Raw genomic sequence first — 14756 nt, 5'->3', positions numbered from 1 at the left:
TCTGTTACAAAAAAGCTACTCTTGCAGGCAGAAGAGTAGCTGATGCGCAGATTGAGATTGGAAATCGTTGCTTAGCAAGCCATATATTCTTGCAGCATCACTTTTTGCGATCGCAAAATCTTAAAGGCTTCCCGCTCAACCCGGCGAACCCATTCCCGGCTGACGTTTAGACGTTCACCCACCTTTGCTAAGGTCAGCGGATTTTGGTCAATCAGGCCGTATCGCAAAGTAATCACTTCCCGCTGCTGCGGGCTGAGGTCTTGAAGCAGCTTGGCTAAATCCGAACGCAGAGAAGAGGCCGTAGCATAGGTATCGGGAGATTCATTAGGATCTTCTAGCAATTCCCATAGCTCTGTATTTTGCTGGTCACCAATCTGAATATCTAACGAGATCGAGCGACGCGCATAGTTAAGATAGTCTTCAATCTTTTTAGGCGCGAGGTCCATCTCTACCGCTAGCTCTTGCACAGTAGGGTCGCGATGGAGTTTTTGCGACAGTTGGCGTCTGACCTTGCGCAGCTTACTGAGTTTTTCATTGATATGAATCGGTAAGCGGATGGTTCGTTCTTGTTCTGCGATCGCACGAGTCATGGCTTGACGAATCCACCAGTAGGCATAGGTAGAGAAGCGATAGCCTTTCATCGGGTCAAATTTTTCGACACCCCGTTGCAGACCAATTGTGCCTTCTTGGATCAAATCCAAAAACTCAACTTTCGCTTTATTGTACTTCTTGGCAATTGAGACCACCAGGCGCAAATTAGATTCCACCATTTTGCGATTGGCTTTGTGGCCTAACTTCAATTCTTTTTGCAGTTGCGCTACAGACACTTGGGCTTTTTCTGCCCATTCTTTTTGGGTCGGCTCTCGGTCAAGGTGATCTTGCAGTTCCTGCTTCATCTCCTGCAAAGCTGTTAGGCGTTGTACCTGCTTGCCAAAGATGACTTCTTGTTCATGATTCAACAGAGGAAAGCGGCTAATCTCACGCAGGTAGGTAGTGATTGAATCTTTACTAACAAATGAATTTTTCATAATGGCAATGTTTGGGTAAACACAGATAACTGATAAATAAAACTCCCCGGCACATGCCGGGGAAAAAATATTAAAGATGAACTAGAGTCGTTCTAAACCCAAAACACTGGTTTAGAAGTTTAGTAAGGCGGCAATCTGACCGACAATTCCTTGACCGGTCAGCACTTCAGTCACCAGGGCAAGAAAGAATCCCATCATGGCCAAGCGACCACCAAAGGTTTCTGCAAAGTCGGTGAAACCCCAGATTGGATTTTGTGTACTCATAGCGTTGGACTCCGTAAACGAGAAATGAATCTTATGTAAATAAATGTAACTTAATGTGTAACGTTTTGTCAAGAATATGAAAACATCGCTTCCTTCATATGCTCGAAATGAGGATTTCACAAGGGTTTGGACTTCTCATATTGAGGAGACATGTTGTTACATACCCCCAAAAGAAAACCCCAGCTATGTAGCTGAGGTCAGTTTGATAATGAGAATTAAGCTGCTGGGCTTTACCAACGGCAAGCCTTTATCTGGCGAGGATTAAAGGCATTTTTGCAGTTTGGCTGGCTACTAACAGAGAAGGATTGAACTTTTTGGGGCTGCACTAAGTCAGCTGGTGTAGGCTCCAGAGCACTGCAAGATAGTGATTTTTAGCCTCTATCAATGCAGTGCAGGCAAGGCATGAGGGCTATTTCATCTCTTTCAGGTTGAGCTAGATATGATTGGCCCATCAACCTGAGTGCTTACATCAAACCCCAGAAATGCAACACGCCTTTGCCTGTCACCAGTTCAATCACGATAGCGGCGTAGAAACCCACCATAGCTAAGCGACCGCTCCAAGCTTCAGCAAAGGGGTTAAATCCAAAGAAATTATTAGATGTATTCATGTGAGTAGACTCCGATTAATGCATGTGTGTCGTAACTTTATGTAAATAAATGTAACAGAAATGTAAAGACATGTCAAACAATTAAGGGCTTTTTGTTCAAACTATGGATATTCAAGATCTTGTAAGGTTTGAGCCTACTGACATCCAGGTCTATCGTTGTCCACACAACCCTAATCCTGGGTTGAACTGCATCTGTCCCTTGCCCATCAAAGAGCAATTGTTGTCTGTCTCCAGTGGCGTCTCTGTCACCGAAAGCGCAAACTTTGACACAACAATGCAGTGAACCGACTACCAACTGCTAAACTCAAGTTCTAGAAGCCTCTAAGAATATGTAAAAAAACTTCATATTCATACTTTATTGGGCTTTTTATTCATGGTTCAAAGAGTATTAGTCTCTTCAACGTTGTCTGTCTTTGGATACTAAAGTAGTTTGAAAGATCAGCAGCAAAAAATTCTAGTCGCTGATGATGAAGCTAGCATTCGTCGGATCCTAGAAACTCGTCTCTCCATGATGGGGTTCGTTGTCATCACTGCCGCTGATGGCGAGGAAGCCCTGCAAGTGTTTCAGCATCAAGAACCAGATTTGATTATTTTGGATGTCATGATGCCCAAGCTGAACGGGTATCAGGTCTGCCAATCCCTACGGCAAGAATCAGATGTCCCCATCATTATGTTGACGGCTCTTTCAGACGTCGCCGATCGGATTACGGGTCTGGAAATGGGCGCAGACGACTATATGGTCAAGCCGTTTTCTCCCAAAGAACTAGAGTCACGCATTCGCTGTATTCTTCGACGGATTACAAAATCCCACTCTTCTCACCATAAATCAGCCGGAGTGATTCAGGTCGGCCATCTAGAAATTGATACCAATAAACGCCAAGTCTATAAAGATAAAGAACGCATTCAGCTCACTCATCTCGAATTTAATCTACTAGAGCTGCTGGTTAGCCGCCCCGGAGAACCCATCTCTAGAGTTGAATTTTTACAAAAGGTTTGGGGCTATAGCCCTGACGGCAAGATTGATACCCGTGTCGTCGATGTTCATATGTCGCGCCTCCGGAACAAGCTGAAAGAAGATACGGAAGAACCCGACTTGATCTTGTCTGTACGAGGCGTAGGCTATGCCATCCAACGGGGTGATTAAGGCTATCTCTGGTTCCTTGACGCTTTAAAAAGCAAAAAGCTGAGGCAGTACCTCAGCTTGGCATGGATGATGGTGTTCGCAACTATGCGCCGGTCACAATCTGGACAAAGGTGAGATTGGTGGCCAGTTCAATTAATAAAATTCCGAAGAAGCCGATCATAGCTAGACGGCCACTATATCTTTCAGCATCCTTATTAAAACCAAATACAGGTTCGGCTTTAGCAGCAGTCTTAGGCTCTACTGCAAAACGATTAACGCGACCGCGATCGTCAGAGGTATATCCGCTAGATGTCATGTGTGTAAGCTCCGTAATTGATTATGTAAATAAATGTAACACAAGCAAGCAATTTTTGTAAAGAAACATTGCGAATCTCTGATCTATTCCAAACGTTATGCATTGTTATCCAGTTGAGCCAGCTTATAAATCCGCTATATTCTGGACCCAGTGCTCTAGACCCAAGCCGTTTTACATCCCTAGCCCTTGTCACTTGTGAACCTCAGACCTTCACTCCCTAAACACCCCCACTATGGGCGCTGGGCGCTAATTCTGATCGGTGTGATCGCAGGAACAGGTGCCATCGCCTCTCAGTTTGTGCAATGGCCTTTAGGGTCTTCTTCAGCTGTCCAGGTCTGTTCCCAGGTTCCCACCACTGATGTCACCTCACGCCTAGAGAATTTGGGTTCGCCTTTTACAACCGGCCAGTATGCCAAGTCTCAACCCTATGCTCGCAATGTGTGGGTCATGGTGCCCTTTCAAAATCAAATCTATCTAGGCCATGGCGATAGCAATGCCAATCAAGGGCCAATTCCTTTGTGGTTTTTCGACCCCAATGCCAACCAGTTTCAGTTCAAGTTCGTTGCCCCAGAAGAAGAGATTCGCAGCTTTCAGACCATTGACTCGGAATTATATACCCCTGGGATTGATGCCCGAGAGAGCTGGGACTTGGGCAATATCTACCGTCTTCAACAGCAGGAGTGGCAAAAAATTCGCACCTTGCCCGGGGGAGTGCATGTCTGGTCCATTGCAAAATTCGCAGACCAATTATGGTCCGTGATCCGCAGGTCAGACAACCGGGGCTATTTAATCACCTCCAGGGATAAAGGACAGACCTGGCAAGATATCCAAACCTTGAACACCAGTCCTGCCCATATGGCCCGGTTTGAAAAGTCCCTGTATATCTTTGTCGGCGGACGTCCTTGGCAGGTTGGGTCAACCCTCAAGCCGATTCAACGGCAAGATTTAGATCGAACCACTCTATTCCCCAATCACTCGCAAGCCACTCAGGTCAGGAAAACGGCGGTTTTCCAATCCCAGCTGGCTTATATCAGCAAAGGCTCCCGGTATATCTCTCATACCTCGCAAGCCATCCGAGTGCTCAACAGTGCAGATCCTCATCTTCAACCCCCCGGTTTATTTATCGCTACCTCCCTAGCCTCCAACAACACCCAGGTGCAGCGCGTCCAATTGAAGCCCCAGGAAGTCCCTTGGGATGTGATTACAACCCCGAAAGGCCTATTTGTTTTGACCAGTGAGCGACAGCGGGGCGCGGGCAAACTCCGATTTATCAATCGTGTCAGGCAAGCCAATCACCCTCAGCACTGGTGTGAAATTCTGCGGTTTGAAGCCGATACCTTTGCGCGATCGCTCACCCAATACCAAAACCAATGGTATTTCGGCCTAGGCACGGATTACGGTGCCGAATATGGCCTTAAGTCTTATACCCCTACGGCCCATCCCCTCTCGGGTACTATCCTCCGCACACCAAGCCCCTAGCCCATTTCTAGAGTGGTCACTCCATAAATTTCATCTAAGGGTAGCTCTGGAAACTCCCCCTTATACATGCGGCAATTACTAAACAAAGGAATAGCCTGAACGTTTTTCATCAGCTGATTCGCCTGTTCATTACTTTTCGGCACATCCATATAAACGGGCTGATCAGGGGGCGGTATCTGCAAAAGAGCGGCCAACAGCTGCTGAGCCACCTCAGCCCTATCGGCAAAGAGGGGTCCAATCCGGTACCCCATATCTGCCGGACGAATCAGGCCATAGCCGAGCAGCTGATCCGCCTGAACGAATCCCCAGCCCTGCATTTCTGGGCTTCCTAGCCAATGCTGCAAGAATTGCGATCGCATCCCCACAAAATGACGCGTATCGTAGTCCAGCACTTGCTCAAACGGTATGGCATGAATGGCCTGCAACAACGACGCAACTGGATCGCCATTACCAGACTGCAGTTGATGGCGAACATGCAAACAAGATTTGACAAATCCATGGCGGAGATAGGTATCCTGCAGAGCCACCGCCCCTTCTAGGCCAATACAGCGAGCCGGAAGTGAAGCAATCGCTTTCTCCCATAAAAATCGACCATAGCCATGGCCTCGATGGCGATGATCGACCAAATAACAGCCTAAAAACCCAAAGTCTGCATCATAAGCAGCCGCAGAAATACAGCCCACGGGCTGATCCCCTAACCAACCCACCAGCAGACTATTTTGTCGCCAATACACTTCCAAGTCATACCGGCCCGGATTCCAGGATTCTTGTACAGCCCAAGCCCGAATCCTAGGGAGATCTGTTTGTTGAGCCGGCCGGATTTGGAAGTCCATTCATTGCCTCAGGGGTGAGTAGGGGTAGGCCCCCCGATCATAAAAGTGAATAGACAAGAGGTCCCTGACATCCATACATCTTTTACAATTTGATCACAGTAACCGAAGGTCTAGCCATGACCGAGTTAAATAATGCCGTCGTTCTCTTAACCGGAGCAACCGGGGGATTTGGCCACGAGCTGACTCAACTGTTGTTAGAGGCAGGCAGTCGAGTGATCCGCACGGATATCGATGGGGCCTTGCTGGAACAGCAGGCCGAAAAACTCAATCCAGACCGCCACCCCGGAGAACTACTGCCCAGTTTTGTGGCCAACTTGGGCACGGCAGACGGGTGTGAGGATCTTTATCAGAACGTTCAAGCCCTCAATCATCCTGTTGATATTTTGATTAACAATGCTGGCATTGCCCTCTATGGACGCATGGATGAGACCCCAACCGAACGCTGGGAACTAATGATGCAGCTCAATCTCTTGGCTCCCATGCGCTTGAGTAACCGGTTTGTAGCAGATATGATTACCCGCCGCCAGGGCCATATCGTGAATATTTCATCCGTCGCTGGCTGGATTGCTCCAACCGGGTTAACCGGCTATGCCGCCAGTAAATTTGGGCTACGGGGGTACAGTGATGGGGTCCGCAGCGAGGTGAAAGACTTCAACATCAAAGTCACCACGGTCTACCCCTTTTTTAGCCGGACGCCGATTCTCAACTCAGATAGCTTTGGCTCCCTCGCTCAGGGGAAATCGGAACTGCCCCACTGGATGACCACAGATCCCCATAAAATCATGCAAGCCACCCTTCAGGGCATTCAGCAGAACAAACCAGAAGTCTTTCCGGATCTGCCTGCCCGAGTCCTAACCCGGATCAAACGATATTGTCCGGGCCTGCTCCAATGGACCACGAACCAGATCAAACGACAATACCAAAAACCGTCTTAACGCAGTTATTCACTCGAAAATCCGTGCAAACAACCTCCGAAAAATATCTAATTATTGGTGCTGGCTACGCAGGCTTGGGAATGGCTCAGGCTCTAAAAGAAGCAGGGATTCCCTACGATCAGGTGGATGCCAGCGATGATATCGGCGGGAATTGGTACCATGGCGTTTACGAAACGGCGCATATCATCTCTTCTCGTAACATCACTCAGTTTACGAACTTCCCTATGCCGGAAACGTATCCTGACTTTCCCAGCGCCCAAAATATGCGGGATTACATTAACGCCTTTACCGATCATTTTGGATTACGAGACACCATTGAACTCAACCGCGAAATCACCTTTGTTCGCCCTGTCGAAGATAATCTCTGGGAAGTTAGCTTTGCCAATGATGAACAGCGACTCTATCAAGGGGTTGTGCTCTGTAATGGCCATCACTGGTGCAAGCGACTGCCAAAATTTGAAGGGCATTTTAACGGAGAAATCATTCACTCCAAGGACTACAAACGCCCTCAACAGCTCATTGGCAAACGCATTTTAGTGATCGGTGCGGGTAATTCAGCCTGTGACTTGGCCGCCGAAGCCGCCCGGGTGGGGGCTAAATGTGTCTTGAGTATGCGGGATACCCCTTGGTTTATTCCCAAAACCTTTGCCGGTGTTCCCGTAGCCGACCTCAGCAAAAACAGTAAAGGCCCCAGCCCTCTCTGGTATCAACGGCTGATGGTGTATCTACTGATCCGTCTGACCTTTGGCAAACATGAAAGTTACGGTCTACCGACACCCAAGCATCGAATTTTTGAGAAACACCCCACCATCAATAGTGAAGTTCCCTACTACATCAAGCATGGTCGCATTACTCCTAAGCCGGGCATCCGCAAGCTAGATGGAGACTCAGTGGAATTTGAAGATGGCAGCCGCGAAGACTTCGACCTGATCGTTTGCGCCACGGGCTACTATGTGGCTTACCCGTTTTTAGCGCCAGAGCTGCAACGCGTTCAAGGCTCAGTGGTTAAATGCTATGACGGTGCATTTCTGGATGATTACAAGGGTCTCTATTTTGTAGGTTGGTATCAGCCTCGGGGCGGCATTGGTTCGATTATTAGTGCATTTGCCCCTGTTTTGGCACGCTATCTTAAGCTACAAGAAACAATTAATGTGCCCATCGGGTTAGTACTCAAAACCCTCGGTAAAACACTGCCAACGACCCATCTATTCGATCCACAGCAAATTTTTAGTGACTTAGAACAAACCGACCGTCAATTTAGCTCCATTACTCAAAAAGCCCATCAAATTGACGCCCAGCATCCTAACTTTAGGAACCAACCGCTACCTGCTCAGACCCATGACATGCTGAGAACAACCATGTCAAATTAGGTGGACCTGCTAGGGAGACTTGAATAAGCCCCATTGCTCATAAAGATAAGGTTATAGTCAAAAAAGAAGCTCCTACCTAGCCTTTATGACCACTGAAACCACCTCATCTCCCAGTACGACTGCAGCCGCTGTATCTGATTTAAACCCTTCTTGGCAAATTAAGCTGCTTTACGATAGCGCTTGCCCTCTCTGTTTGAGAGAAGTCAACTTTTTACAGAACCGGGATGCAGGTCAAGGGTTGGTAGCCTTTGTCGATATTGCAGACTTGAATTATGCCCCAGAAGAGAATGGCAACATTGACTTTGAAACGGCGATGGGAACGATTCATGCGTTATTGCCTGATGGCACGGTAATGGTGGGCGTCCCCGTTTTTCGCAAAGTCTATGAAGTCTTGGGGATGGGTTGGGTTTATGCCATCACCAAGTTGCCTATCATCGGTCCTATTGCCGACTTTATCTATGATATCTGGGCAAACTGGCGGTTGAAGTTGACAGGCAGAGCAGATTTAGCAACAATCCTAGCTGAACGACAACGGCAAATTGATTGCTCTACAGATCGGTGCAAGATTCCTGTGGAATAGACTTTTGGTCTAATCTTGCACTGGCTTATCCGCTTCTGAAGACTTTGCAGACAGCAGTTCCTGAGCATATTGATAGAGTTCAGGTTCAGTTTGCTGTTTAAGTAGGCGATCTTTTAGATCCATAAGGCCTGAAGAAAGGGATTCTGCCTGGTCTCGGTAATGAGCATTCGCAGCTAAAAGATCGGTAAAAACCAATCGCTCAATATCGTGGCGAGAGGGGAGTTCTTCTTGATCGCTGATATAGCTGTGATATTCAACCCCAGTGACTTCATATTTAATCAGCATGATTAAAGCTTTACTGAGGGTATGGAGTTGAGTCCTCAGCTCTTTCACATTCAAATCAGAACGCTCAAATCCAATTGTGCCCTGAATTTTTAGTTCTACGATGGCATCTTCTGTTTTGCCGTTTTTGTAGGCCGTTTCAATCGTAGTAATTGCCGCTGCTTCCAATTCTGCAGCCGTTTGCTTCGGATCTGCTTTTAGGTTTAAGCGCTCAATATGGCGTTGATAATAATCGGATTTGAGATCAGCTTTGATTCCTTTTTTGGTTAGGTTGACCAAGAACACCCCCCGAGGATTCTGGTCTTGGTTTTCAATCACGCTATTCGCTTCGATGGAGCCAGGGTTAAAAATCCAGCTTTCGGCAGAGTAGCTGCGGTGGATATGGCCAAGGGCTAAATAATCTACACCTGCGGTTAGCAAGGGAGCAAAGTCTTGATAGCGCAATGCACCACTGTAGCGAGAGACATGTCCTTCTAACCCATGATGGAACATCATCACCGTATGATCAGGGCCAGAAGGGAGTTTTTCTATCAAAGGGGCTAAGGATTGAATTGCCTGAGGCGCAGCCGCTCCATACCACCGAGACCCAATCACTCGCACACCACAGTCAAGATCAATATAGCCTCCACGTTTAGTATCCGGATCCCAAGGCATCAACTGCTCATTCTCATCCGGTTCCAACAGCATTAGAAGATCCCAACTCGCTAGATATCGCAACCAACTGGTATTCGTTCCATAGAGGCAATAATCATGATTTCCTTCAATCGCTAAGACGGGTATACCGACTTCTTGTAATCGTCTCAGGCAGAGCTGCGCTTGATTGAGGATCGCAGGTAGCACTTGGCGATGCTCAAACAAGTCCCCAACAATCAGGACAAAGTCGACCTGGGGTTCAATGGCATAGCGTTCAAGCGCATCACTAAAAGCGTGAAAAAAATCTTTGGTACGCTCTGGTGAGTCATATTTGGTGTAGCCCAAATGTACATCAGCAACATGGAGGAAACGAGGCATAATGCTCTAATCCATACAAAATAAGTAGGGATAATTGTACTAGTCTATTTAGCACTATTTTTATTCAATCATGATAGAGATATCAAACTTAAAACTAGAAAGATTTTCAAGAGTGCTTGCTAAAGAAATTCTAGAATTCCTTACTGAAAAAAAGTCTTACACACTAATCACGCTTCAACAGATATAGAGTAGGACCGGCTATGCCAAAGACTTATTGTTGCCAAATAAAATAACACATACTATTTTCGACATATGCTCATCTCGAAAATGAATTTTTCAGTTTATGTAATTGTAAACCACTGAAAATACCGTCATCAAGCCATAGCATCGATCATCAGATCGCTATAAATTCAAGGTGACATTCGTTGAACCAAGCAAGTTGGTCAAGAACCTCCATTCACATAATCACCTGTCTTATAATACTATCTATAAATCGAAAATATTTTATCTGCATTAAGAGAGTCATTCCAAAAGAATCTCTATAAATCGGTAAAAATTATGATTCATGACATTATATCGTGGGTGTCTACCATTGCAACCAGTAGCAAAGCCAACCCATCTGATGCCATTGAAGTGGCTAGCAGTTGGCAAAACATTCTAAATACATTAGGTACGTCTTCAATAATTACAGCACTAGCAAAGATTACTGAGAACGCTCCTACAGTTATTGAAGGCATACAAAAAACCATTCATAATTTATTCCCTAGACAAGCAAAAATCAAAGATCAAGAAATCTTATTTACTCGTCAAACCTTACTCAAAAAAGTTTGGAAAGAAGTCATTTTAAAACTTAAAGACTCACGATATGAATCCAAATTTCGTATTGGTCTTCAGCATAAGACAGCTCTTCTCACAGTCATACCACCTAATGAAAATTTTTCAGACAAGAAAACACCACGAATCCTAAATTATGCAGATCACCCAACAACAGTTTCTTTTTTAGAGCATGACTATATAAAAGGTAGATGCCTCATGCTTGGAGAACATGGGTCAGGAAAAACTGATGAGTTGCTAGAAACAGCTAAACAACTTCTTTTAGAAGAGATAGTTTTTCTACAAAAACATAAAACACTATCTGACAATCCTATCCCAATACCTTTAGACCTATCTCAATATTCTTATGAAGAACAAGAGTTTGAGAAATGGCTATTTACTCAGATTAAAAACAAATATGGCGTTCCAAAATCAGACACCAAAATATTAATTGATCAAAATCATATTTTTCTATTTCTAGATGGATTAGATGATCTAAGAGAAATAGATGAGTTAGATAGTATCAAATCTTCATACACAAAAAGTCAGAGGTTATGTATTCAATCTATAAATGGCTTCTTAGAACAGAATCCATTAACTAAATGTCTAATTTGCTGTAGAAGTGAAGGAAATGAAAACCCAGAAAGCAACACTCAAATATTTAAATATTTGAACGGAGTCATTAACTTAAAGAAACCTGATACACTTCAAATTCAAAGTTATTTTCATAACTTAGGTAAGGGATCACTCAAAAGTGTATTAAGCAAGAATTTTACTCATGAAGAGGAAGACATAACTTATTTACCTTTTTTCCTCTCTATGTTGGTAGCTGCTTATCAAGATGAAGATATTGATTCACTTACCATGCCACTCTGTCGTGATGAGATTATCGATAAATATATACATTATCAACTCAGTAAAGATGATCAAAATAGCATTCATAGATCAAAAAAATTGCCAACATCAGATAAGATTTTAGATTACCTAGGTTGGCTAGCCAAGAACCTTAGCAAAAGCAAAGATACCCATAAAACACCAACCTGTTTTTGGATTGAGGGTTTACAGCCATCTTGGTTAAAACCAGACCAAAAAAAATTTTTTAGACAGATAACTATACTAATTTTTTCACTAACCGGAGGATTAGTTGGTGGCTTCATTGGAAGGCTTTTAGATAGCCTAATTGGAGGACCAATATTCAAGTTAAACAGAGGGCTAATTGGAGGTCTAATAATTGGTCTAAGCTGTGGATTAAAACGAGGGCATGAAAAATGGAACACTGATATTAAAGTAACAGGAAAAACTAAGTTCTCTTGGACCAATTTCAGACAAAAGCTGATGTTCTGGTTAATAGGAGGACTATTTGGAGGACTATTTGGAGGACTAATTTTTAGGCAAACTTTTGGACAGACTGAAGGGCATATTGGAGGGCTTATTTTTGGACTAGTTGTAGGGCTAATTGAAGGATTAAGCGCTGGTATAGTTAAAGAATCAAAGAGAACTCACCATCCAAGTCCCAATCAAGGAATCAAAGAATCAATCGCAACTTCCATAAGTCTTGGACTAATTGGAGGGGTGATTGGAGGGGTACTTGGAGGGCTAGTGATTGTAGTACTTTTCAATTCAACAAGCTGGCTGATTGGAGGATGTATTTGCGGATTAACTATCGGACTTATCGTTATGCTAACTAGCGGACTTGAAGAAGTAATTAAACACATCTGTTTACGCTTTGTTCTTTTTCAGTCCGGTGTTGCCCCTTGGAACTTCGCAAAATTCTTGCAACAAGCTGAAAATTATCGCTTCATTCTGTGTGTTGCGGGGCATTATCAATTTGTTCATTACTACGTTCAGGAACACTTTAAAGAGCAATACTGCAGGCAAGATCCTGACAATATAGCAATACCAAGTCAAGAACAGACCAAGGAAGTGACTCAAGCCAGTGTTCGGTAGAATTTTCAACCCAAGAGGGTCTTGGCCGCTTTTGGTGATCTGAGAAGGTAGGGTAACGTTTGGCATAAACGGGCTGGCGCAGAAATCCTTCCATCTTCAAAACGCGAGTTCGCTGGCTCCGCGTTCATACCATGGTTATCTGTGTCCCCAGCAACTACGGAATGATGTAAATATTAAAATGCCGTTGTCCTGTGCACGGCTTGGTCATCAGTCCCATTAAAAATGCCAACATCTGGTCATGTAAAAAAGCGATAGTGCTTGCCGTCTTTTGACATTCCAAATTGCTCTGATTCCACCTTCGGGACAGGCAGCGGAACTCCGGTAAGAGAGGCATAACAAACAGCGAGTTTTTCTAGGCGTTTCGGGGAACACAATTCACAGAATGGTCGTTGTCGCGAACCCGACGCCTGAAGGAGAGGGTGGCCAGGGTGTACGCTGCATTCCTCTGCAAGTCGCACAAGTAGTCTCCAATTGCGGTCAACTCGTTGGGAAAGAACGCTATCCATTCTGGCGTAAAAATCAAAGGGATGAGAACTGCTGTTGAATTCGATCTGCTCCAGGTGCTTAAGATCTCGAAATCGACCACAATCTTCCGGCGCAGGTTTAATTCCTCCAAGACACAAATACTCAAGCTTTGTATTTGAAAAAAGTGGATCCATTTCCGTCCAGGGGAAAAAGCACCACATGGCCAACTCGCGCAAATTGAGAGTTGACAACGCCTCCAGATCTAGCGTTTTGGGACCACGCACGAACAAGCACTCAAGCGACGGCATGTTAGCGACAATGTCAAGACTCTCTAATTGACGCACATCGTTTAGCATCACATAGCGGCAACTCGAAAGACCAGCCAGGTTGAGGGATGACGGTATCCGGCGATGTGAGATCTGAAGTTGCTCAAGGCGGGGGAGAGTTTCAAGAACGGCCACGGTCTCAGCATCGAGATCGTTCGTCTTAACACACTTGATCGATTTGTGCCCAATCAAGGCGTCACGGTACTTCGTACAATAGCTATTCTGTCGCCCAGCCATCCACTCTTGGTAAAGATAGTCTTTGTAAGGCTCGATAACAGTAGGCACTTTACGGGTATAGGGCTGATGTTCAGGAAAGAATGGGTGGGACAAATACTGGTAAGCAGTCCTTTTGGCAATACCTAGATGATGAGCAATGTCAGTCACTCAATACCCCTGCTGCTTCAAGGCATGAGTTTGTTGATAGTTGTTCAATCGATGAGCACGACTCCGAGGACCTTGCTCATCGGGAGGCACCTTGCTTTTCTCGTTACTCTCTGGTGCATGTGGCTCAGGTACTTCAGATTTCAAGAGGGCTGCATCAACACTTTTCAGCGCAGGATAGTTAGAGTGAAATACCTTTTCCAATACTTCTTGTAAGTTCTTCAGCAGGTGGAAGCGATCTGCGACCTGAATGGCATTGGGCGCACCTTCACTTATGGCAGACTTGTAGGTCTTGGAGCGGTCACGAGAAAGGATTTCAACACCAGGGTGTTCTTCCAACCAAGCGACTAAAGTTTTTGCATCACGATCTGGTAGGAGGGCAATAGTCCGATGGTGTTCTAAGTCCACCAGAATCGTGCCATAGTGATGGCCACGCTGAAAGGCAAAATCATCTACCCCTAGAATCTTAGGGGTTGGGGCAGGGGGAGGCTCTAGCTTGGCAATAGAGCGTAACATCGTATTGCGACTACTCCCATAATTGATCTGATAGCTCAGCCTCGCTGCTGCGGCACCCCCAAGGGCTAGGCCAATCGAGGTAAGGTGTTCAGCAAACCGAATAGTCTTTCTGGCCCAAGGAACAGCAACCTTGGGCAATCGCTCAGTAAAGATGCAGCGTTTGCAAGCCTCGTTACGGCAAAAGAACTTGCAAACTTGAAGCAGAATGGTCAGGCAGAAATCCACACAGGGAAGGTCTCTCAGGGTTCGCTCATAACGACTGTGGACGCGGTGGGTGATTTGATTGCAGACTGGACAACATGCAAAGACTTGGGTTGAAGAAACATGGAAGGTTATTTGATGGTTAGAATTCAAGATCCCAACTTTCTAGATGGAGGGTGTCTTGGCACGGAAGGAATTGCTGGAGGAGTTCCATAACCAGATCTGGCAAGGGTTTACTTCTCTATCCTCTACCTCATAATTGGCATCACCAAAAGCGGCCAAGACCCTTCCAAGATCACTCCCTAGCCGTGATCCAAGTCTTAGTCTCCTAAAATTAA

Annotated in this window: 13 protein-coding genes and 1 pseudogene; 7 read left to right on the top strand and 7 right to left on the bottom strand. The window is 45.4% G+C overall.

The window, feature by feature from the left end:
* Positions 1 to 71: 71 nt before the first annotated feature.
* The 3 genes from AM1_RS14710 to AM1_RS14700 form a co-directional block, all read right to left on the bottom strand.
* Entirely contained in the window at positions 72 to 1028 is a 957-nt protein-coding gene (locus AM1_RS14710) for an RNA polymerase sigma factor, RpoD/SigA family (protein WP_012163640.1), read from the bottom strand.
* Positions 1029 to 1139: 111 nt separating this feature from the next.
* The gene (locus AM1_RS14705) at positions 1140 to 1292 is read right to left on the bottom strand and encodes a high light inducible protein (RefSeq protein WP_010472315.1); all 153 of its coding nucleotides are present in this window, start codon (positions 1290 to 1292) and stop codon (positions 1140 to 1142) included.
* A 464-nt stretch (positions 1293 to 1756) separates the two neighbouring features.
* Positions 1757 to 1900, bottom strand: a complete 144-nt coding sequence (locus AM1_RS14700; protein ID WP_010470165.1) for a hypothetical protein — start codon at positions 1898 to 1900, stop codon at positions 1757 to 1759.
* 103 nt (positions 1901 to 2003) lie between these two features.
* Here AM1_RS14700 and AM1_RS41025 point away from each other — a divergent pair, with 103 nt between their 5' ends.
* A complete protein-coding gene (locus AM1_RS41025; protein ID WP_012163639.1) occupies positions 2004 to 2183 on the top strand; it encodes a hypothetical protein in 180 nt (59 codons plus the stop codon).
* 147 nt (positions 2184 to 2330) lie between these two features.
* Entirely contained in the window at positions 2331 to 3044 is a 714-nt protein-coding gene (gene rpaB / locus AM1_RS14695; RefSeq protein ID WP_012163638.1) for a response regulator transcription factor RpaB, read from the top strand.
* A gap of 82 nt (positions 3045 to 3126) precedes the next feature.
* Here rpaB and AM1_RS14690 read toward each other — a convergent pair whose 3' ends face one another.
* The gene (locus tag AM1_RS14690) at positions 3127 to 3339 is read right to left on the bottom strand and encodes a chlorophyll a/b-binding protein (RefSeq protein ID WP_010472313.1); all 213 of its coding nucleotides are present in this window, start codon (positions 3337 to 3339) and stop codon (positions 3127 to 3129) included.
* 195 nt (positions 3340 to 3534) lie between these two features.
* Here AM1_RS14690 and AM1_RS14685 point away from each other — a divergent pair, with 195 nt between their 5' ends.
* Positions 3535 to 4818 (top strand): hypothetical protein, encoded by a 1284-nt coding sequence (locus tag AM1_RS14685; RefSeq protein ID WP_063710524.1) that lies wholly within the window; start codon positions 3535 to 3537, stop codon positions 4816 to 4818.
* Here AM1_RS14685 and AM1_RS14680 read toward each other — a convergent pair.
* Positions 4815 to 5651, bottom strand: a complete 837-nt coding sequence (locus AM1_RS14680; RefSeq protein WP_012163636.1) for a GNAT family N-acetyltransferase — start codon at positions 5649 to 5651, stop codon at positions 4815 to 4817. The genes AM1_RS14685 and AM1_RS14680 overlap by 4 nt on opposite strands.
* Before the next feature lie 116 nt (positions 5652 to 5767).
* Here AM1_RS14680 and AM1_RS14675 point away from each other — a divergent pair, with 116 nt between their 5' ends.
* The 3 genes from AM1_RS14675 to AM1_RS14665 all read left to right on the top strand — a co-directional run bounded on the left by AM1_RS14675 (position 5768) and on the right by AM1_RS14665 (position 8536).
* Positions 5768 to 6586: an SDR family NAD(P)-dependent oxidoreductase gene (locus tag AM1_RS14675; protein ID WP_012163635.1), complete on the top strand. Its 819-nt coding sequence runs from the start codon at positions 5768 to 5770 to the stop codon at positions 6584 to 6586.
* A 23-nt stretch (positions 6587 to 6609) separates the two neighbouring features.
* Positions 6610 to 7956, top strand: a complete 1347-nt coding sequence (locus AM1_RS14670) for a flavin-containing monooxygenase (protein ID WP_012163634.1) — start codon at positions 6610 to 6612, stop codon at positions 7954 to 7956.
* A gap of 85 nt (positions 7957 to 8041) precedes the next feature.
* The gene (locus AM1_RS14665) at positions 8042 to 8536 is read left to right on the top strand and encodes a thiol-disulfide oxidoreductase DCC family protein (RefSeq protein WP_012163633.1); all 495 of its coding nucleotides are present in this window, start codon (positions 8042 to 8044) and stop codon (positions 8534 to 8536) included.
* 9 nt (positions 8537 to 8545) lie between these two features.
* On the opposite strand, the gene AM1_RS14660 is transcribed toward AM1_RS14665, so the two are convergent.
* Entirely contained in the window at positions 8546 to 9829 is a 1284-nt protein-coding gene (locus tag AM1_RS14660) for a metallophosphoesterase family protein (protein WP_012163632.1), read from the bottom strand.
* 522 nt (positions 9830 to 10351) lie between these two features.
* Here AM1_RS14660 and AM1_RS14655 point away from each other — a divergent pair.
* On the top strand, positions 10352 to 12529 hold the full coding sequence (locus AM1_RS14655) for an NACHT domain-containing protein (RefSeq protein ID WP_238548932.1): 2178 nt from the start codon (positions 10352 to 10354) through the stop codon (positions 12527 to 12529).
* A 1007-nt stretch (positions 12530 to 13536) separates the two neighbouring features.
* Here AM1_RS14655 and AM1_RS14650 read toward each other — a convergent pair.
* Positions 13537 to 14632 (bottom strand): annotated as a pseudogene (locus tag AM1_RS14650) (ISL3 family transposase); the annotation flags it as partial.
* Positions 14633 to 14756: the final 124 nt, after the last annotated feature.

This window comes from Acaryochloris marina MBIC11017 (genome assembly GCF_000018105.1).
GTDB lineage: Bacteria > Cyanobacteriota > Cyanobacteriia > Thermosynechococcales > Thermosynechococcaceae > Acaryochloris > Acaryochloris marina.
Note: the sequence above shows the minus strand (reverse complement) of the source record. Positions and strands in the feature narration are given on the sequence as shown.